Genomic DNA, 20,513 nt, shown 5'->3' with positions numbered 1-20,513 from the left:
AGACGGGACGGCGAGCCGCCCCGTCTGTTGCGTCGCTTAAGCGATTGCCTCAGCGTCCCCGGTCCTCGAGCTCAACAACGTTCGCATAGGCCGCACGAACCTTGTCCGCTCCGACCTTGGCGACGATCTCGGTCCACTGGGCAGCCACGCCGTCGAGCGCTTCCTGCGGGCTCTTCTGCCCGGCCATGGCTTCGGCCACTCCGTTGGCGAGTGTCGACATGAACTGGTTCACGCCGGGGACGCGCAGGTCAAAGACTCGGTTGGTGCTTTCATCCATGCCGCTGAGGGTGAGCACGTAGGTTTCCGCCACCTTCCGGTCCCAGCCGAGCTTGTCCTGCCAGAATTGCGGGTCGAAGTGCGTCCTGCGGTACGGGTTAACCCCGAAGCGGCCGATCTGCAGGTCGAGGGTGGTGTTGGCTTCATTCGAGAAGAAGCAGAGATAGTCGAACGCCATGTCCTGGTTCTTCGACGCCTTTGCGACCGCGGAGGTCCAGCCCCAGGTGACGTATGGCGGCGCGTTCGGCACTTCGAACTTGTCCCATGTCTTCGTCGTGCGGTTCCAGACTTCGTTGGCACCGGGAAGCGGGGCTGCCGCGACCTTGTTGCGGATCGGGCTGTCCCTTTCCTGAGCCTGCACGAAGGCATCATCCCAGGAGTAACTCATCAGAGTCTGGCCGCCGCCGAACGAGAAGATCTCATCGCCCAGCCCGAAGTTCGCGCCCCCCGGCGGGAAGGCCTTCTGCGCGTCGATGAACATTTCCAGGGCCTTCACCCAGCCCGGATTGTTGACCTGCGGTTCCATCGTCTCGAGATCAAAGAAGAAGCCGCCTTTCACGTTCGGGTTTTTCGCATACGCGGCCGCACGGCTGATGAAGGCCGAGAACATCAGGTCGTCGCGCTTCGTCACTTCTGCGCTTCCGAAATGCGGCTGGCCGTCGCCGGCCCAATCCCAGCCCGAGAAGAACTTCGCAATCGCGTTGTATTCCTCCCAGGTTTCCGGGACTTTGAGGTCCTGCCCGGTCTCGGCCTTGTATTTGACCTGCATCTCCGGATTGTCGAAGATATCCGAGCGGTACTTCATGTAGTGACGGTCGCCGTCGACCGGATACTGCACCATTTCGGCGCCCCAGGTCGCGACGTCCTTGTAGTTGGTGGTTACCTCATCGAGGCCGCTGAGTTCCTTGTAAGTGTCGGGAACGGGGGCGAGGAAGCTATGAAGGTCCCCGATCCACAGCGAAGGGTAGAACAGAACGTCGTACGCCGCCTGCCCCGTTTGGAACGGAATCATGATGCGCTGATAGAGATCACCGAAGGGGATATGGACGACATCCACCTTGGCCCCGGTCAGCGCCTCGAACTGCCTGGCGTGCAGGTCGGTCGGCTCTCCGATCACCGGAACCGCGTGACTGATGACCTTCAGGGTGCGCCCGGAATAGTCCTTCTTGTCGATCGCCTCGTATGAGCACGCGCCGGGGACATCCTCGGCTTTGCCGTACTTTGCGTAATCGCCGAACTGGCTGTAGTCGATCTCCGCCGCTTGAGCGCCAGATGCGACTGTCGTCGCGAGAGCGCAAGCCGACGCATAGAGGAAGTTCTTCAGTTTCATGTGTGGTCTCCTCCCACAGGTTGCCCGAGTTGGTTTTGGTTGGGTTGGTTCGCTCGGGAGGGCCCTGCTGACGCCTCCCGATCGTTCTTCATGGGATCAGGACGGCGCGGCCGTGGATCTTTCCATCACGGAGATCCCGAAGGGCTTGGTTGGCGTCGGCCAGGCGGTACTCCACGGTCGTGAGATCCACGAGACCGCGGTCTGCAAGCGCCATCAGCTCGGTGAGTTCGGCCCACGTGCCCACGAGGTTGCCGACGATGTTCTTCTCGGTGATGACCAGGTCGACGGTCGGCACGCGAATGTCCTCGCCGTACCCGACAACGTAGTAGCTGCCCATCGGACGGGTCATGGCGAGCCCCTTCAGGGTGGTGCCCTTTTCGCCGACGAAGTCGATGACCGCCTCGGCGCCCTGCCCGTCCGTCAGCTCAAGCACGGCCTCGACCTCGTTGCCGTCGGCCTTGACGAGCTTGTCGGCCCCGATCTTCCCCGCAAGCGCGAGTGACGCGTCGGAAATGTCCACCACGATCACGTCTGCCGCGCACATCGCCTTCAGGCACTGGATGCCGATGTGGCCAAGGCCGCCCGCGCCAATGACGACGCAACGCTCACCCGGCAGCAGGTGGCGGGTCGCCTTCTTCACCGCCCGGTAGGCAGTCAAACCCGCGTCGGCATAGGGAGCGACTTCCTTCGGTGCCAACGTCTTCGGCAGCGGCACGATGTTTCGCTCAGAGGTGCAGAGGTACTCGGAATAGCCGCCATTGCAGTCGAGCCCGGGAAACTTTCCAGGCCCGTGCATGTCGAAGCCGCGTCGGCAGGCGAGGCAGGTGCCGCCGGAGATCTTCGGGTGGACGATGACCGGATCCCCGACCTTGATGCCCTCCACTTCCTTGCCGACCGCCTCGACCCAGCCCGCATTCTCGTGCCCCATGATGAGCGGTAGCAGGCTGTTGCCGGAGGGATCCATGTGTGGGCGCCAAACGCCTTCGATGATGTGAAGGTCCGTCCTGCAGACCCCTGCGCCTCCGATCCGGACGATGACGTCGCTGGACTTGGTGATCTTGGGATCGGGTACATCCTGCAGCGAGACCCACTGGTCTGCTTTCAGATAGTCGTCGTATTGGGTCAGCACCTGTGCCTTCATGCCTGTCACTCCTCGTTCCGCGGGACAACAAGTCCGCGTTCGGCGGTGACGGTAGCAAGGGCTGTGCCAAATTTATTTATCCATGTCTTTCAGGTATTTAACCGAAACTACGCATGTCCGGAGTGTGAACTGGTTGAACGCCTGTACATTCGAAAGTGTTCAGTTTCTGTCTATTGCAATGGCAGCGCGCGCGACGCATTTTGGGCCGGGATGAGCGCATGAGGAGGAGCCATGCATCTTTCAGGGATCGAGCGCGCCCGCAGCGCACTGGAGGTTGGTGGCCGCCTGCCGCTTGGCGGCCTGCCTTCTCTCGTGGCCGACAGTTGGCAGCGATGCCGTGATCTGGGATTGGACCCGAATGCGGAGCCGCAAAGCTGCGTCGTTCCGTTCGCGCGGGTTAACGAACGGCGCGAGCACAATGCAGCGCTGCGCAGACTGGCGCTGGCCGAGATGCAGCTCCTCCATTCCCAGATTGCGGGATCCAATTTCATGATCGCCCTCGCTGATGCTGGCGGCGTGGTGCTCGATACCATCAGCGACGCTCACTTCGCCGACAGTTCCGCCGGAAGATCGATCATTCCCGGAAGCCTCTGGGACGAAGGGCTGCGCGGGACGAACGCGTTGGGCCTTGCTGCGGCGAACCACAAGCCCGTCGCGATTTATGGCCGCGAGCACTACTTCGCCTGTCACGGCCACTTGAGCTGCATGGCAGCGCCGATTCTCAATTCCCGCGGTGAGATTCTCGGCCTGCTCGACGCTTCCTGTGCCCATGAGGCCCGTCAGGAGCACACCCACGCGCTCGTACGGATGGCGGCCGCCCAGATCGAAAATGGACTGATCTACCAGGAATGTTCGGAAAGCTTCATTTTCGCCTTCCACCCGCGTGTCGAATATCTCGATACGTTGTCCGCCGGCCTGCTGTCTATCAGCCGGGACGGACTTGTGATCTCGCTAAATCGGCCGGGGCGCGCACTGCTGACCGGGTTGCCTGCAATGATCGGCAGTCGCTTCGACGATCTGTTCGAAGCCGGATTCGGAGCGGCGATGGACGAGCTCCTCGGCGGTGGCGCCATTCGGATCCGTGACAAAGCCGGAAGCGGCGTGTTCATGGTCTGCCGCCAGATCGGACTGCGCAAAGCGGTCATGCCTTCCAGCCCGCTGCTTGCCTCACCTGCCCTTCTGCCGCGAGCGGGAGCGCCTGACTTTGTGTGCGACGATCCGAAGGTAAATCGGTCGATTGCCGACGTCGCCGACGCGGCAAAGCTGCGCATGCCCGTCCACATCACGGGCGAGACGGGCACCGGAAAGGACCTGATGGCCCGCCACGTCCATACCTTGAGTGGGCGCAAGGGCGAGTTTGTCGCTGTGAACTGCGGTGCCCTGCCGGAAAACCTGTTCATAGCCGAGATCTTCGGCCACGAGCGTGGCGCGTTTACAAACGCACGCACCGAGGGTTCGCCGGGACTTGCCCGCGCCGCCGACAAGGGAACGCTGTTCTTTGACGAGGTTGCCGACATCCCGTTGGCAGCGCAGACGTCGCTTCTGCGCTTCCTGGACAGCATGGAAGTGCGATCCGTAGGGGGACATAAGACCGGAAAGGTCGACGTCCAGATCGTGTCTGCCACAAATCGAAATCTGCAGGAAATGGTGGCGGCCAGGGAGTTCCGCGCCGATCTCTACTACCGTCTCAACGCCTTCAGCGTCAGTCTTCCGGCGCTCAAGGACCGCAGCGACTTCGCCGGCGTAGTCCGGCACCTGATGCAAGGATTCGCTCCAGACACGCCGATCACGGATGCGGCGATCGCCCGTCTCGCCACCCATTCCTGGCCAGGCAACATACGTGAACTGAAGACCACACTCCAACGCGCCCTCGTGCGGCGGCGCATGGACTACCTTGACGAAGACTCCTTCGACGACAGCGGAGTGGGTGGGAGGCACGCCGACGACACTTGCGACAGGTGTCACTCGCGCCCCCTGGACCGAAGCAAATGCAGCGAAATACGGTCGACCTATCATATCACCGGGCAGAACATCGCAAAGACGGCGCGCATTCTGAGATTGTCGCGAACGACCGTGTACAAGCACGTGCGCTAGGAGCTTGCGCGCGGACAGATCAGGCCGCTGCCCGTCTCAAATAAATCGATAGACCCATGCCATCGCTCAGTACTTGATCGAAGCGCTTCGCTCCGGCGCGATTGCCCTTCTCGCTCCGAACGGTTAGTTGCGCGGTTGACTGCTCTCGAACGAGTGACACGCCGTCGCCGGGGTCACCGCGCGTCCCTTCATATGTATTGCCACGGTGGCGGCCACATGACGATGCTCAGTATATCTCGATTTCTGCTAGAAGCAGATGACACGGTTTCTTGGTGGGGCGTCACGGCTGGTCTAGCGCGACGATGAACCTATGCTGAGCAATCCAGCGCGCCTTAGTTGGCGAGTGACTGACGACGAGAAGCAAGCCTCTACTGCCCTTCGCCCCTCAAACCAAGACTCGACGTTCGCGCGAGACTTCGACCGGAAGCACCTGCCTCCTGGTTGCCATGGATGTTGCAAGATCGCCACCAAGTACCCAAGCGTAACCAGGTGAGAGCGACGATCCGCCTGCTCTAGTGCCAATCCAGGCAGACGTTCGTGATCTTCTCCCGTTCGATCCGCAAGCGCAGCGCACCGATCCGAGCGGCTAGCTCTTCCGAGAAGAATTCATGGGTTTCCACCAGGATCAAGTCGATCTGACGCTCTAGGCGTTCCGCGAGCAGGGCTTCGAGGACTTCAGCCTCGTAACCTTCAATGTCGAGTTTGAGGATGCGCACGCGCTCCGGCAAACCACGAATGTATTCAGCCAGGTTGGCGATCTCCACCTGAGCAACGGGTGCCGTCGTGTGAACGTCGCGACGCATCAAGGAGGAGGCAATCGTCTCCTTGATGTTGCCATCTGCAAGCGCCTCGGTCTGATAGAAAGGCGCAAAGCCGGCGGCCGCCCCGACAGCCTTCTGCTCGATGACCAGTCGCGGCTCGTTCGGGAAGCGCGCTTTGAGGACCGCAAGTGCAGTCGGGTCCGGCTCAAACGCGATTACCTTCATTCCCTTGGCCAGAAAATAGCCGCTGACATCACCCACGTTGGCGCCGCAATCAAGCACCAGTGCACCCTTTGGCAGTCTGCGCACGGCCGTCCGCATTTTCAGCAGGGCACCCTTGAAGGCATCTCCCTGCTTGCCCCTGCGCTTTCGATAGAGATGCCAGCGCAACCACGAAACCCAGTAGGCTTCCTTCTCAAACATCGACAACCAATCCCATTACCGCGAGTGCAGTCTGCTAGACGCAGACTCTCGGACCGCCGAAAATCACGGCGGCCGGATAACACACGTAACCGTTGTGTACAAACGAGCGTTTTTATGGCGGTCGTGCTGATGACACACGTTGAGCAAGGGATCCGAAGTATCTAGATACCGGCGTCGGCGTCACGGCCTCGCGCGCGCCGCGGCGGGGCAAGGGAGGGAGCGCTGCTGGCGGCGTTTATCGAGCGCTCTTTGAAGCTCTGGCTGCGGACAGGAGAGCGGTGGTATCGCGGACCACCAGCGGTCCGTCGACTTTTATCGTCATCGGCCGCATGTGTTTTCCGTGGATCGCCATGTCGATCAGGAGTTCAGCCGCCTTCTGGCCCATTTCGTAGTTCGGCAGCACGAGGGTCGAGAGCGGCGGATGGGTGTAGCGCGCCAGTTCCTGGTCGTCATAGCCCATCACCGAGAGATCGGTCGGCACCCGCAAGCCCTTTTCCTGGGCCGCCTCCATGACGCCGATCGCCATCAGGTCGTTGCCGCAGAAAATGGCTGTCGGCGGGTTGGGCATGGAGAGCAGGTCCAACCCGGCCTCGTAGCCGCGAAGCGGCAGCCAGTCGCCATCGCGCACAAGCGTTTCGTCGAAGGCGATGTCGGCTGAGGCAAGCGCCTGCTTGTAGCCTTTGAGCCTATCCATGGCGGCGTCCATCCAGCACTCGCCGTTGATGAAGCCGATGCGCTTGTGGCCGAGCGCCGTCAGATGCGCTGTGGCGGCGAAACCGCCGGCGACCTCCCCCGGCACGATCGCCACATGCTGGCGCGGCTCGCAGTAACAATTGAGAAGCACGGTCGGCAGCGGCGCCAACGCCTCGGGAACGGCAACCTTGCGGGTGAAGATCGTCGCGTAAATGACGCCGGCGATGGAGGGGTCGCGCAGGACCGACCGCACAACCGCTTCCTCGAGTTCCGGATTCGAGCGGGTGACATGCGCCGAGACCAGCATGCCTTGCTCGAAAGCATAATCGCGAATGCCGTCGAGGCTGACGACCGGGTGCGGGCTGGTGGAGATTTCATCGACGATGAAGGCGATTGTGTCCTTTTCCACCGCCGGCGCCGCTGCAACCGGACCTCGGGTCGCTGGCAGTTTATAACCGATTTTATGAGCAGCCTCGCGCACCTTCTGCTGCGTTTCGGGCGAGATGCGCGAGCCCGACATCTCGTTCAGCACCAGGGAAACGCTTGACTGGGAAACGCCGGCTATCCTGGCGACATCCGTCATGGTTGGGCGTCCTTCCCCCTTTTTCTCCAGATTTCGCCCGTTTCCCTTGGCCATGTGTGCTCCCCTACCCTACAGCACCGCGCGTCTAGGAGACGTGCAAAGGTCGCTGTAGCACTTTGAATTTCTGCATGTTTTTCCCCTTCAATCAGAGACGATTGACGGAAACATGCAGTTGAGCGTGCATTGCACCGCACGCGGGCTTTTGCAAGTGCTCATAAATTTTGGCCTTGACTGCTAATATTATTAGCGCAAGATTTGGAGATGTGAAGCGCAAAAACGCTCACGTCCGGTAGAGGAGCACCGGCCAATCTGGGAGGAGAACCCGATTATGACCACGATTTCCCGTCGTACCTTCATGCTGGCGGCAACGGCCGTCGGCGCGCTCGCCCTTGCGGGTGTCGCGATCGCCGAAGTGCCGAAGCTCGAGCAGAAGGACAAATACAAGGTCGGCTTCGCGCAGACCGAATCCAACAATCCCTGGCGCATCGCCCAGACGAACAGCATGAAGGCCGAAGCGGAAAAGCTCGGCTTCCAGCTCGTCTATACGGATGCCGCCGGTTCCGCCGCCAAGCAGGTCGCCGACGTCAACTCGATGATCGCTCAAGGCGTCGATGTGATCTTTCTCGCGCCGCGCGAAGAAAAGCCGCTGATCCCCGCCGTCATGGCCGCGAAAAAGGCGGGTATTCCAGTGATCCTGCTCGATCGCTCGGTCGATCCGTCGTTGGCCAAGGCCGGCGAGGATTATCTGACCTTCATCGGCTCGAACTTCGTCGAAGAAGGCAAGCGCGTTGCCGAATGGCTGGCAAAGAACGCCAACGGCAAGTCGAAGATCATCGAACTCGAAGGCACGACCGGGTCCTCGCCCGCCAACGACCGCAAGAAGGGCTTTGACGAGGCGATCAAGGCGGCCGGCGGTTTCGAGATCGTCGCCTCGCAGACCGGCGATTTCGCCCGTGACAAAGGCCGCCAGGTGGCAGAAGCCCTGCTCCAGGCCCATCCTGATGCGGACGTGATCTACGCCCACAACGACGAAATGGCGATCGGCGCGATCGCGGCACTCGAAGCGGCCGGCAAGGTGCCGGGCAAGGACGTCCTGGTGCTGTCGATCGACGGCGGCAAGGAAGCCGTGCAGGCGGTTGTCGACGGCAAGATCGCAGCCGTCGTCGAGTGCAACCCGCGCTTCGGGCCGAAGGCGTTTGAGACGATGATGCGCTACGCCAAGGGCGAAAAGATCGACCCGATGATCATCAACGACGACAAGTTCTACGACGCCTCCAACGCGGCCGCCGAACTCGCCAACGCCTATTGATCCAATCTCCCGAGCCTCCACGGCCGGGACGGCGCAACCGTCTCGGCCGTCTTTTTGACGGCAGCATGACCTTCAGCCCGTTCAAGTGTAGGCTGATGACGCCCACCCCCAAATGGGGCGGCGGATGGCGAAGATAGGGAGGAGACCCATGCTTCTGTCCATGCAGGGCATTTCCAAAGCGTTCGCCGGCGTGCCGGCACTGAAATCCGCCTCGCTCGAGGTCGAACCGGCGGAGGTCATGGCGCTTGTCGGCCAGAACGGCGCCGGCAAGTCGACGCTCATCAAGATCCTGACCGGCGTCTATCGCCGGGACGAAGGCAGCATCGCCTACGACGGTCGGGATGTCGATTTCTCGATGCCGGCTGAGGCGCAGGCCGCCGGGATCGCGACGATCTACCAGGAAATCAATCTCGCCCCGCAGCGCTCCGTGGCGGAGAACATCTACCTCTCCCGCGAGCCGAAGCGGTTCGGCATGATCGATTATTCCGCCATGCGGCGCGGGGCCGAAGCGGTGCTCAAAACCTTCAACCTGACGATCGACGTCGACCGTCCCGTCGCGCATTTCGATGCGGCGACACGGCAGATGGTGGCGATCGCCCGCGCGGTGACGCAGAGCGCCCGGCTCGTCATCATGGACGAACCGACCTCCTCGCTCGACGAGCGCGAGGTCGCCATCCTCTTCGATACGATCCGCACGCTGAAACGCTCCGGCGTCGCCGTCATCTTCATCGGCCACCGGCTCGACGAACTCTATGAGATATGCGACCGCGTGACGATCATGCGCGATGGTCAGACGGTCGCCAAAAGCCCGATGGCGGACATGCCGAAAATGGCGCTGGTGCGCCACATGCTCGGCAAGGAGCTTGCCGCCTTTCAGGCCATGGCACCGGAGAAGGACGCGCCGGTGCGGCCCGTCCGCCTCGAACTCGACAAGGCGGGCGCCGGCGTGCGCGTGCGCGACGTCAGCCTTGCTGTGCGAGAGGGCGAGATCTCCGGCCTTGCCGGACTGCTCGGCTCCGGCCGCACCGAAACGGCGCGCTTGATCTTCGGCGCCGATAGGATGGAGCGCGGCACGATCCGCATGGAGGGACAGGGACGCAGCTATCGCGAACCGGCGGATGCGATCGATGATGGGATCGGCCTCGTGTCCGAGGACCGGAAGATCGATGGCATCGTGCCCGACATGAGCATCCGCGAAAACATGACGCTCGCCTTGCTGCCAAAGCTGAAGAAAGCCGGTATCGTCGACCGCGCGCGCCAGGATGAGATCGTCAGCCGCTACATCCGGGCGCTTGGCGTCAAATGTGCCTCCCCCGATCAGCCGATCAAGGAGCTTTCCGGCGGCAACCAACAGAAGGTGCTGCTCGCCCGCTGGCTTGCCACAGACCCGCGGGTCCTCATCGTAGATGAGCCGACGCGCGGCATCGACATCGGCGCCAAATCGGAAATCCTCAAACTCCTGCGCAGTCTCGCCGACGAGGGTTTGAGCGTGCTGATGATTTCGTCTGAACTCGAAGAACTGCTTGCCGCCGCCGACCGCGTGACGGTCCTGAGCGACGGTACTTCCGTCGCGACGCTGTCGCGCAAGGACTTGAGCGAGACGGCGCTGCTTGCCGCCATGGCCCACCAGGAAGTCCACCAGGAAGCCCACCAGGAAGAATGACATGACGACGATCGAGACCCCTGCCCCGCAGCCGTCGGGAACCCTTTCGTCCGGAAACAGGCTTTTGACGCTCGCCAGCCGCTACGGCACCTTCGTCGCCTTCCTGGCGCTGATCCTCTTCAACGTCGCCGTCACGCCGAACTTCCTGTCCTTGCAGACGCTGAACGTGAACCTCACCCAGGTTGCGACAATCGTCATCGTCGCGACCGGAATGACGCTCGTTATTGCCACCGGCGGCATCGACCTCTCCGTCGGTTCGTTGATGGCAATTGCCGGCGCACTGGCGCCGATGATCTTCATGGGCCAGTTCTGGCCGGTGGAAAACATGGCGCTCGCGGTGGCTCTTGCCTTCCTCTTGCCGATCGCCGCCGCTGCCCTCTTCGGCCTCTTCAACGGTTTCCTCGTCACCCGCTTTTCGATCCAGCCGATCATCGCCACGCTTGTGCTGTTCATCGCCGGCCGTGGCATCGCCCAGGTGATGACCAACGGCAACCTGCAGGTCTTCAAGAATGAAGGCTTCCAGTTCATCGCACTCGGTCGCATCGCCGGCGTTCCGGCCCAGGTCCTGCTGATGATCGTCATCGTCGCAGCGGCTTTCGCGATGATCCGCTACACCGTCATCGGCCGACAGATCATCGCCGTCGGTGGCAACGAGAAGGCCGCCCGCCTGACCGGCATACCGGTGAAACGGGTCAAGCTCTTCGTCTACATGATAAGCGGCGCGCTTGCCGGTGTGGCCGGTCTCATCGTCGTTGCCCGCAACTCTGCAAGCGATGCCAACCTTGTCGGCCTCGGCATGGAGCTCGATGCTATCGCCGCGGTTGCTGTCGGCGGGACGCTACTGACGGGCGGACGGGCCAACATCGTCGGCACGGTACTCGGCGCGCTCGTGATCCAGCTGGTGCGTTACACGCTGCTTGCCAATGGCGTTCCGGATGCGGCAGCGCTCATCGTCAAGGCCGGGCTGATTGTCACCGCCGTCTTCATCCAGCAGCGCGCCAGCAAACATTAGAGGCAACCACGATGCAACCGATCCTCCGCCTCTTCCTGGTCAAGAACTCCGGCGACCTTGCCCGGTTCGGCGTCATCCTGGCGCTTGCCGGTCTCATCCTCTTCGGGGCGCTGCGCTATGAAAACTTCCTGTCGCCCTATAACATCCTGAGCTTCCTGCGCTACAACTCGATGTTCGCGCTGATCGCGCTCGGCATGGCCTTTGTCATCATCACCGGCGGCATCGACCTGTCGGTCGGCGGCACGGCGGCGATGGCAAGCGTGGTGGCAGCCCTGTTATCCCCCTATCATTGGGCGGCGGGGCTTGCGGGCGGCATGGCGGCAGGCCTTGCCGTCGGCGCGCTCAACGGCTTCATCATTACGAAGATGCGGATCCAGCCCTTCATCGCCACACTCGCGACGATGCTCGCCGCCTATGGCACCGGCCTTTTGTTAGCGGACAACCAGTCTGTCTCAGTCTCCTATGACACCGGTTTCACGGTGATCGGGCAGGACGATTTTTTGGGCTTCCCCATTCCCGCCTGGATCGCGCTTGCGGCCTATGTGTTCGGCTGGCTCGTGCTGCAAAAGCTCCCGATCGGACGGCATATCCTGGCGATCGGTGACGGCGAGGCGACGGCTGGCCTGATGGGCCTGAAGGTGGAGCGCGCGCTTGCCGGCGTCTATCTCGCCTCGGGCACGCTCGCCGGTCTTGCCGGCGTCATCCTCGCTTCCCAGTTCGGCGCGGGGCAACCGACGGAAGGCGTGGGCTGGGAACTCTTCGCGATCGCTTCCGTCGTCGTCGGCGGTACGCTGTTGACCGGCGGTTCCGGCTCAGTTGGTGCGACGCTTGCCGGCGCGCTGCTGCTTGCCATGGTCTTCAACATCCTGAACTTCGAAAACGGCCTCGGCTGGATCTCGCTTTCCGCCTACTGGCAGTCCGTTATCCGCGGCGCCTTCCTGCTCGTCGTGGTCGTGCTTCAGGCAAAGCTGATGGCACGGCATCGCAGCACCTAGACCCTCCGTCGCGAACGGGGCGCGAACATCCACAGGACGAAACGGGGAAACCTACCCCTGGATTAGCCCTCGTGGAGCAGGAACAATGCGTGACCGCTAAAGGTGCAAGCCCGCGCCAATAGGATTGCGCATCGCAGCGATAAGCAGACAGCAAAAAAGGCCGGAGCGCGCTGGCTCCGGCCTTCTTTTCTTTTTCGCTCTCAAGGCTTCTGCCAGTACATCCATGGTCAAAAGGCGAAAGCGATACGCAATTGCCGGCATCAACTTCCATTGCGCTCGACAATAACGTTTATGACACTTTTATACTTCGCCACGGCTGTTGGAGCAAGCTGTCCATTCGGGCTAGTCTCGACGAGCAGTACGTCTTTTTGAAGCGAGCCGGCTGTTCTCCGACCGAGGAAGAGATCACTTTACCTGCCAGCATCATCGCGGTTTCCGCTTCCGGCGCCGAGCGGCGAAAATGAATGTCGGCATCCCGCTTGGCCAATCGTCTTCAGGACAGGCAAGCCGTGGAGGATAAGATGACGATCACGATTACCGCCTTTGAAAAATCGCCCGATCGCGGCCGAGGTCTCGCACGCGACATGCGCGTTCGCTGGGCGCTCGAAGAAGTGGGGCAGCCCTACGAGGTTCGCCTCGTTACCTTCAAGACGATGAAGGAACCTGCGCACATCGCGCTTCAGCCGTTCGGGCAGATCCCTACCTATCAGGACGGCGACCTTGCCCTGTTCGAAACCGGTGCCATCGTGTTTCATGTCGCGGAGCGTCATGCCGGCCTGCTTCCAAGTGACGCCGATGCCCGCGCACGGGCGATCACTTGGATGTTTGCCTCGCTTAACACCGTGGAGCCGCCGATCCTCGAGCGTGAAGCGACCACCTACGTGGAGCGGGACAAGGACTGGTATCAGGAGCGCCTGCTGATGCTCGAAGATCGTATCCGAGTTCGGCTCGCCCAATTGTCCAGGCGGCTCGCGGAGGCCGACTGGCTCGATGGCGCCTTCAGTGCCGGCGACCTGCTGATGGTGACGGTGCTGCGCAGGCTGGAAAACTCAGGCTTGCTCGACGCGTATCCCAACCTCTCCGCCTACGTCGCGCGCGGCAAGGCGCGGCCGGCCTACAAGCGCGCCTTCGATGCGCAGCTTGCGGTCTTCACATCCGCCTCATCCGCCTGAGGGTAGCGTGATCCCGGAACGCCGGGCTATCCGTGTCCCGGCTGATCGTCGACCGCAGTCGGTCGTTCGCCCCTGGTGATCTGCAGCCCCTGGCGAACCAGGCGGGAAGCGACCCGCATGAAATCTTCCATGTACAGATAGATGACCGGGGTCACGAAGAGGGTCACAAGCTGCGACACCAGCAGGCCGCCGACGACGGCGACCCCAAGCGGCTGGCGCAGTTCTGCGCTGGCGCCGCTGCCGATCGCAATCGGCAGCGTGCTCATGATCGCAGCAACCGAGGTCATCATGATCGGGCGGAAGCGCATGACACAAGCCTTATGGATGGCCTCGGCGGCCGGCGAACCGGCGCGCTGCAGCGTCAGCGCAACGTCGATCATCATGATGGCGTTCTTCTTGACGATACCGATCAGCATTAGCACGCCGACAATAGCGATGATCGAGAGGTCGAAACCGCCGAAATAGATGGCAAGCAACGCCCCGGATATGGCTGACGGCAGACCGGAAAGCACGGTCAATGGATGGATCAGGCTTTCATAGAGAATACCGAGCACGAGGTAGATCGTGAGGATAGCCGCCAGCACCAGCAGACCCTGGTTGGCGGCGGCGTCTTCGAATAACTGCGTGGTGCCGTAATTGCGGGTCGTCACCTCAGACGGCATGCCGATTTCTGCCTTGAGGCGGTCGATCTCCGCAAGGGCGTCACCGAGGGCGACCTTGGCCGGCAGGTTGAAGGAAAGCGTGACCGCTGGCAGCTGGCCGAGCTGGTTGATGGTGAGCGGTCCGGATACGGTCTCGACCCGGGCGAAGGCCCCGAGCGGAACAAGGGCGCCATTGGCACTGCCGACACGCAGTTCGTCGAAATTGTCGGCTGACCATTGTATCGAGGGATCGAGTTCCAGGATCACTTCGTAGCTGTCGCCCGCCGTGTAGATCGTCGAGATCTGCTCGGTACCGAAACTGCCATAGAGCGTGGTGCGCAGTTCGCTCGCGTTGACCCCGAGCGTTGCCGCCTTGTCGAGGTCGACCACGAGGCGTGTTTGTGGAGCGTTGATCTGAAGGTCGCTGTTGACGTCGGTAAAGAAGGTCCGATCCGCGCTCATCGCATCATGGAGCTTCTGCGCCCATTCGTTCATCAACGGCTGATCGAGGCTCTGGAGCACCAGCTGGTACTGGCTGGCCGACGCGCGCGATCCGACCGAGAGGTTCTGGACCGGCGACATGAAGGCCTGGATACCGGGGATCGCCGCCAGCTTCCGGCGCAAATCCGCAAGGACGGTTTCAAGCGGCGGACGCTCGGTCTTGGGCTTTAGCTCGACGAAAAGCCGACCGGAGTTGAGCGCGCTCGACGCGCCGCCCGAGCCGATCGTGCTTGCGACATGGGCGACGTAGGGTGAACTGGCAAACACCGCCTCCACATTGGACTGGAGCTTCGACATGGCGGCGAAGGAAATGTCCTGGCGCGCCTGGGTCGTAACCTGCAACTGGCCGATGTCCTCCTGCGGGAAGAACCCCTTCGGGATCGTGGCGATCTGGTAGCCCGTGATCACGACGGTAAACAGGAAAAGCAGAAACACCAGCGCGCGCGCCTTTATGCAGAGCGATAGCAGCCGCTCATAGGCGCGCAGAAGCCCGTCGAAACCTCGTTCGAATACAAGATCCAGCTGCCGCAGCCAGCGCGCTTTCTCTGCTCCATCCGCCCTCGCCGGAAGCCGCGCTGCAAGCATCGGCGTCAGGGTAAGGGAAACGAAGGCGGAAGCGAGGATGGCGACGGTGACGACGATCGCAAATTCGTTGAGAATGCGGCCGATCACGCCGCCCATCAGCAAGACGGGAATGAAGACCGCGACGAGCGACAGCGAAATCGCGATGATCGTAAAGCCGATCTCACGCGAACCGATGAGCGCCGCCGAGAAGGCATCGATGCCGTCCTCTTCCATGTGCCGCACGATATTTTCCAGCATGACGATGGCGTCATCCACCACCAGCCCGACGGAAAGCGTGAGCGCCATCAGCGAGATATTGTCGATCGAAAAGCCAAGTGGATACATCGCCGCGAAGGTGGCGATGATCGAGATCGGAACGGCAAGCGCCGGAATAAGCGTCGCCCAGAGGCGGCGAACGAAGGCGAAGATGACGAGGATCACGAGGCCGACGGTGAGGATCAGGGTGAACTGGACGTCGTGCACCGCCCCGCGGATCGACATGGACCGGTCGCTGAGCGTTTCGATCGAGGCTGCGGCCGGAAGCGACTGGCGAAGCGACGGCAGAAGCGCCTGCACCCGGTCGACGACTTCAACAGTATTTCCATCCGGCTGCCGCTGGATGGCCAGGATGATCGCCCGCGAACCGTCGTGCCAGCTTGCCGTCTGGTTGTTGGCAACGGAATCGATCACCGTCGCGACGTCACCGAGCCGCACGGGCTTGCCGTCGACGCTTTTGACGATGATATCCGCGAAACTGGCGGCATTCATGCGCTGCGTGTTCGCAACGATCGCCGCCTGACGATCGCTGGTCTGCGCGGTGCCGAGAGGCGAATTGTCGTTCGCCGCCGCAACCGCCGTCCTCAACTGGTCGACGGAAATGCCGCGCGCGGCAAGCGCGTCAGGATGCATCTGAATGCGCACGGCATATTGCTGGCTGCCGAAGATGGACACTTCCGCCACCCCGTCGAGCACCGAAAGCGTGGGCGAAATCACCTGCTGCGCGATGGCGTCGAGGGTGGTGAGCGGCACGGTGCTGCTCTTCAGCGCCAGGAGCAAGACCGGTGCATCCGCCGGGTTGATCTTCCGGTAACTTGGCGGCGCCGGCATGTCCTGTGGCAGCAGCCTGAGCGTCCTGGTGATAGCTGCCTGCACGTCAGCGGCGGCGGCATCGATGTTGCGCCCGAGCACGAACTCGATTGAAATCGATGTCGAGCCGAGTGCATTCGTCGTCGAGATCGTGTCGATCCCGGCGATGGTGGCGAACTGCTTGATCAGTGGAATGGCGACCGACGTCGACATGGTCTCGGGCGAGGCGCCGGGCAACGAGGCAGAAACGTTGATGACCGGGAAATCCGTTCGCGGAAGCGCGGCAATCGGCAGGATCAGATAGCTGAAAACGCCGGCCAGGATGAGCGCGACCGATAACAATACGGTCGCGATCGGGCGGCGGATACTGAACTCGGACAGCGGCATTTCACGCACTCCCGAATGATGGCAAATCCTAATCCGCGGCCAGATCGGCCGCGCCTGCAGCGACAACGACATCACCCGACTTCAGCCGCGCCTGTCCTTCGATGATGACCCGGTCACCGGCGGCAAGGCCCGTGCCGATGGCGGCCTCCTTGCCGTCGTCGGCCAGCACGGACACGGCGCGGGTCTCGACCGTGTTGTCATCCTTCACATCAAAGACGAACGGGCCGTCCTGCCCGGGCTGGACCGCAACGCTCGGGATAACAGGCGCCTGATGCAGTTGCGCCTGATCGATATCGACATCCACGAACTGGCCCGGCCAGAGCTTCTGAGCGGTATTGGGGAAGGTCGCGCGCATGGCAATGGTGCCGGATGCGGTATCGACGGCAGAATCGATGAAATCGAGTACGCCTTCGCCGATCACTGTTTGCGTGCCGCTCGACCTGGCACGAACCGGTGGAGGCGTCCCGCGATCAATCAGATCCTTGAACGTCTGCAAGCGCTCTTCCGGCAGGCGGAACGTAACGTCGATCGGGTCGATCGCCGTGATCGTCACCAGATTGTTCGATGTCGCGCCCGATTGGCCGACAAGATCTCCGAGCGCGACCTGCACGGCGCCCAGGCGTCCACCGATCGGCGCGGTGATCTCGGTCAGGCTCAGCGCGACCTGATCGGCATCCACGGTGGCGCGATCGGCATCCAGGGTCCCCTGCGCCGCCTGCTGAAGCGAGAGAGCGGTGTCATAGCTTTGCTGGGTGCCGGTCTTGTCGTCGCGCAAGGTTTTGGCACGCTCGAGTTCCGTGTTGGCGTCGGCAAGCTGCGCGGTATCCTTGGCGACGATCGCCTGGTCACGGGCAAGCCCGGCCTTTATCGTGCGGTCGTCGAGCGTGAACAGCAGGTCGCCCGCCTTGACCATCTGCCCGTCCTTGACGTGGATGGCCGTGATCTGGCTCGCAATGCGCGCGCCCACTTCCACGGTATCGGGGGCCTGCACGTTGCCCAGGGCATGGACGACAACGGGAACATCTTTAAGCGTCACTGTCGCCGTCTGCACGGACACGGCGCCACGCTTGGTGCTGGCGGCCGCGTTGGCTGGCAATTTCGCTTCGCTCGGCACGGGCTTGCGCGCCACCACGAACCCGACGGCGGCGATTGCGAGAAGAACGACGGCGATACGACACGTGACACTTGATCGGCTGAGCATCGGCGCCTCCGCAGACCTTGCTGTCGGCACGCGGCGATAGGTGGTGCCGACTATCGGAAGCTGGGCCTAAATGTGGCCGCTTCAATGGCGCAACACCCTGAAAAACAATTAAAAATTGTTCATCTTCGGGTGTCGCTCATCAGGTTTTGACGGCCATCGCTTCAGTGGTGACGGTTCCTCCGTCCGTCAGGAATCGGCCGGCGCGCGCTCGACTTCGTCGGCAAGCGCCTGAAACAATTCGCGAAACCCAACCTCACGTTCGCCCGGCTCGTTGAGACGATCGAGGAAGGCGGCCTGCTCGGTGTAGTTGAGGCGCGTTCCCTCGCCGTCAGCGGAAAATTCGAGGGTTCCGAGAGAAGCCGAAATCGGCCTTCCCGCCACGGTCATCGTGTAGGAGAAGACGATGCGCTTATTCGCAACGATCTCAAGATAGATCGTGTCGTTGCACATGACCGGGCCGTTTCCGAAGCGGAAGCGGCTGTGCTCGCGGCCGCCGACCTCGAAAGACGAGGTGAATTCGTCGACCGTCCACCCCTCCCCTTCGAAGAACCAGCGTCGTTTGGTGGCGGGATCCGCAAAGGCATGGAAAACGGTCGCCGGTGTTGCGGCGTAGCTGCGGCAAATGACGAAGGTGGCGTGGCCGGCAGATCTTTCATTCATGCGCATGGGTCTCGCCGCTGGTTGCTTCATCCACCGCCCGCTGCTGGGCGGCGATCTTTTCGTTCTGGTGCGTGGTGTTCTGGGCGACAACGATCCTCCAGGCGCCATCGTGGCGTCGAAGAATATAGAGCGGCCGCCCCTCGTCCTCGCCCGGCCGGCGGTTGCCTTCGGCATCGACAGGAATTTGCCGCACGTTCACCGCGACGACATCCGCATGCAGGAAGGTGATGCGCTCGACGTCGTAGAGCGCCTGAAAATCGCGAAACAGGTTCGGGAGTACGGCGGCGGTGAAGGCATGGATTGCCGGCGCGCCGACGATTTGGCGCCCGAATGCGGTTGTCCACACGGCCTGTGGCGCCAGCAACGAGACGAAACCGTCGACGTCCCGGAGCCATTGGGTCTCTTCGACCCGGGCGACGAGCGCGAGAACGGCACTGACATCGCGGGCATCAGGTGACGATACGCCACGAGCTTGGCCGATTGCGGGAATGGGGCGCATGCGCGGCATCACGGCGTGCTCCCAACGGTGCGGTACCCGACCGCTAGAGCCTGGGCGACAGATCCGGAAACGTGGGTGCGAAATACCGGATCCACGCCAGGCCCTAGCAGCAGGAAAGCCTCGTCCGGCGGCCGGCCGGCGATAGAAGCTTCATCGACGTTGCACGGGACGGAAGAGGCGAAGATACGGACGGTGATGCGATCACAGTCGCATGCCTCCCGCGTGTCGGAGGTGTGATTGATGATCGGCCGTTCCATTGCCTGCTCCCTTAACCCGTGGGCGGAGCATTGCCCAATTCAAATGATCAATGTAATTGCTCAAATATCGATCACTTTGATCGGGATGGCCGATCATGCTGGATGCCTTGACGCTCGACCAGTTGCGCGTATTCGTCGCCGTCGTCGACCACGGTTCGTTCCGGGCGGCAGCGCGCGCGCTCGGGCGTGCCCAATCCGGCCTCAGCAGCGCCATCCTGAACCTCGAAACGGAACTGCGCCTGCCGCTGTTCGACCGCTCCCAGCACCGCCCCGAATTGACGAAGGCCGGAGCGACCTTGCTTGCAGAAGCCAGGACCTTGCTGATAAAGGCCGACGCGCTACGGGCCAAGGCGAACGGCTTCAATCAGGGCATGGAATCGGCGCTGCGCGTGGCGCTCGACCCGCTGCTTCCTCTGCCGGATATCGCACGGGTCATCAGCGATTTTACCCGCGCCCATCCCGGCGTGCGGGTGGAGCTTGTGACGGCGCCGATGACGATGGCGTTGAGCCTGGTGCTCGACGGCGACTGCGACCTCGGCCTGACGGCGGCACAGGAAACGGACGCACATATCGCCAGCGAGGCGGTCGCAGCCTTTCCGGGCATGGTTCCGGTATGCGCCGGCGGTCATCCCCTCGCCGCACCCCGCGACGGAACCGTTGGCCTGACGACGGTCGACCTTGCCGACCATCTGCAGATCGTCGTTGCGGATCCTGCAGCCGATGCGCAGGCGGTGAGCTACGCAGTCTTCTCGCAGCAAACGCTGAGGGTCAGCGACCTTGCGACCAAACACGCCCTCATTCTTGCCGGGGCCGGGTGGGGTCATCTGCCGCTATGGCTGGTCGCGGCAGATCTTGGCGAAGGGCGGCTCTGCGAGGTGCCACTCGCGGCCCGCAACGGTCTCCCCGGCCCGCTTCTCCCCCTCTACACGATCCGCCGGATCGATCGGGTCCGCGGACCCGCAATGGAAAGCCTGTGCAGGCTCATGATTGCCCACTTCGGCGGTCAGCCGCAGGCCACATCGGCGCTCCCCTGATCGGGCTAGCAATACGCAGACGAGTTCGAGAAGGTAGCCAGGGGGTTGACGTCTGCGAGCGGAGCGTCTTCAGTTCGCCCCGAATAGGGTTGCCGCCTTGCAACGGGGCGGCCACGTCCCCATCTCCAGATCTCAAGGTCGCCTGGCCAGGCGACCTGTTCCCCATTGACCTGATCCTACGGCATCGCGCTCAAAGCGGCGAACTTCATTCAGTAAAGGGTTTCCCATGGC

General features: G+C 62.3%; 16 protein-coding genes. 7 read left to right on the top strand and 9 right to left on the bottom strand.

Annotated features, from left to right (window positions below; genetic code table 11):
• Positions 1 to 49: 49 nt before the first annotated feature.
• The gene (locus tag ASD63_RS23435) at positions 50 to 1,606 is read right to left on the bottom strand and encodes an extracellular solute-binding protein (protein ID WP_082572970.1); all 1,557 of its coding nucleotides are present in this window, start codon (positions 1,604 to 1,606) and stop codon (positions 50 to 52) included.
• 88 nt (positions 1,607 to 1,694) lie between these two features.
• On the bottom strand, positions 1,695 to 2,747 hold the full coding sequence (locus ASD63_RS23430; protein WP_060529883.1) for an NAD(P)-dependent alcohol dehydrogenase: 1,053 nt from the start codon (positions 2,745 to 2,747) through the stop codon (positions 1,695 to 1,697).
• Between the two features lie 348 nt (positions 2,748 to 3,095).
• Between ASD63_RS23430 and ASD63_RS23425 the strand changes: the two genes are divergently transcribed.
• Complete coding sequence (locus tag ASD63_RS23425; RefSeq protein WP_162251031.1) at positions 3,096 to 4,841, top strand: sigma 54-interacting transcriptional regulator; 1,746 nt, start codon at positions 3,096 to 3,098, stop codon at positions 4,839 to 4,841.
• Positions 4,842 to 5,353: 512 nt separating this feature from the next.
• Here ASD63_RS23425 and ASD63_RS23420 read toward each other — a convergent pair.
• Positions 5,354 to 5,992 (bottom strand): FkbM family methyltransferase, encoded by a 639-nt coding sequence (locus tag ASD63_RS23420; protein ID WP_162253363.1) that lies wholly within the window; start codon positions 5,990 to 5,992, stop codon positions 5,354 to 5,356.
• A 268-nt stretch (positions 5,993 to 6,260) separates the two neighbouring features.
• Positions 6,261 to 7,355, bottom strand: coding sequence for a LacI family DNA-binding transcriptional regulator (locus ASD63_RS23415; protein WP_060529880.1), 1,095 nt, complete (start codon positions 7,353 to 7,355; stop codon positions 6,261 to 6,263).
• A gap of 274 nt (positions 7,356 to 7,629) precedes the next feature.
• Between ASD63_RS23415 and ASD63_RS23410 the strand changes: the two genes are divergently transcribed.
• The 5 genes from ASD63_RS23410 to ASD63_RS23390 all read left to right on the top strand — a co-directional run bounded on the left by ASD63_RS23410 (position 7,630) and on the right by ASD63_RS23390 (position 13,452).
• A complete protein-coding gene (locus ASD63_RS23410; protein WP_034803383.1) occupies positions 7,630 to 8,610 on the top strand; it encodes an ABC transporter substrate-binding protein in 981 nt (326 codons plus the stop codon).
• 148 nt (positions 8,611 to 8,758) lie between these two features.
• Complete coding sequence (locus tag ASD63_RS23405; protein ID WP_060529879.1) at positions 8,759 to 10,273, top strand: sugar ABC transporter ATP-binding protein; 1,515 nt, start codon at positions 8,759 to 8,761, stop codon at positions 10,271 to 10,273.
• A 1-nt stretch (position 10,274) separates the two neighbouring features.
• The gene (locus tag ASD63_RS23400; protein ID WP_034803379.1) at positions 10,275 to 11,285 is read left to right on the top strand and encodes an ABC transporter permease; all 1,011 of its coding nucleotides are present in this window, start codon (positions 10,275 to 10,277) and stop codon (positions 11,283 to 11,285) included.
• An 11-nt stretch (positions 11,286 to 11,296) separates the two neighbouring features.
• Positions 11,297 to 12,280, top strand: a complete 984-nt coding sequence (locus tag ASD63_RS23395; RefSeq protein WP_060529878.1) for an ABC transporter permease — start codon at positions 11,297 to 11,299, stop codon at positions 12,278 to 12,280.
• A gap of 521 nt (positions 12,281 to 12,801) precedes the next feature.
• Positions 12,802 to 13,452 carry a glutathione S-transferase family protein gene (locus ASD63_RS23390; protein ID WP_060529877.1) on the top strand — a complete coding sequence of 217 codons (651 nt, stop codon included), beginning with the start codon at positions 12,802 to 12,804 and terminating at the stop codon, positions 13,450 to 13,452.
• A 26-nt stretch (positions 13,453 to 13,478) separates the two neighbouring features.
• Here the strand turns inward: ASD63_RS23390 and ASD63_RS23385 are convergent, their stop codons facing one another.
• The 5 genes from ASD63_RS23385 to ASD63_RS23365 form a co-directional block, all read right to left on the bottom strand.
• A complete protein-coding gene (locus ASD63_RS23385; protein ID WP_060529876.1) occupies positions 13,479 to 16,631 on the bottom strand; it encodes an efflux RND transporter permease subunit in 3,153 nt (1,050 codons plus the stop codon).
• Between the two features lie 28 nt (positions 16,632 to 16,659).
• Positions 16,660 to 17,760: an efflux RND transporter periplasmic adaptor subunit gene (locus ASD63_RS23380; protein WP_244497273.1), complete on the bottom strand. Its 1,101-nt coding sequence runs from the start codon at positions 17,758 to 17,760 to the stop codon at positions 16,660 to 16,662.
• Positions 17,761 to 18,018: 258 nt separating this feature from the next.
• Positions 18,019 to 18,492: an SRPBCC family protein gene (locus tag ASD63_RS23375; protein WP_060529893.1), complete on the bottom strand. Its 474-nt coding sequence runs from the start codon at positions 18,490 to 18,492 to the stop codon at positions 18,019 to 18,021.
• Entirely contained in the window at positions 18,485 to 19,000 is a 516-nt protein-coding gene (locus ASD63_RS23370; RefSeq protein WP_060529874.1) for an SgcJ/EcaC family oxidoreductase, read from the bottom strand. The genes ASD63_RS23375 and ASD63_RS23370 overlap by 8 nt, the downstream gene beginning before the upstream one ends.
• Positions 19,000 to 19,248 (bottom strand): hypothetical protein, encoded by a 249-nt coding sequence (locus tag ASD63_RS23365; protein WP_060529873.1) that lies wholly within the window; start codon positions 19,246 to 19,248, stop codon positions 19,000 to 19,002. Before ASD63_RS23365 ends, ASD63_RS23370 begins: the two co-directional genes overlap by 1 nt.
• 95 nt (positions 19,249 to 19,343) lie before the next feature.
• Here ASD63_RS23365 and ASD63_RS23360 point away from each other — a divergent pair, with 95 nt between their 5' ends.
• Positions 19,344 to 20,282 (top strand): LysR family transcriptional regulator, encoded by a 939-nt coding sequence (locus ASD63_RS23360; protein ID WP_060521191.1) that lies wholly within the window; start codon positions 19,344 to 19,346, stop codon positions 20,280 to 20,282.
• Positions 20,283 to 20,513 lie beyond the last annotated feature (231 nt).

The sequence above is a fragment of the Ensifer sp. Root558 genome, from assembly GCF_001427045.1.
GTDB classification, from domain to species: Bacteria; Pseudomonadota; Alphaproteobacteria; order Rhizobiales; family Rhizobiaceae; genus Ensifer; species Ensifer adhaerens.
Note: the sequence above shows the minus strand (reverse complement) of the source record. Positions and strands in the feature narration are given on the sequence as shown.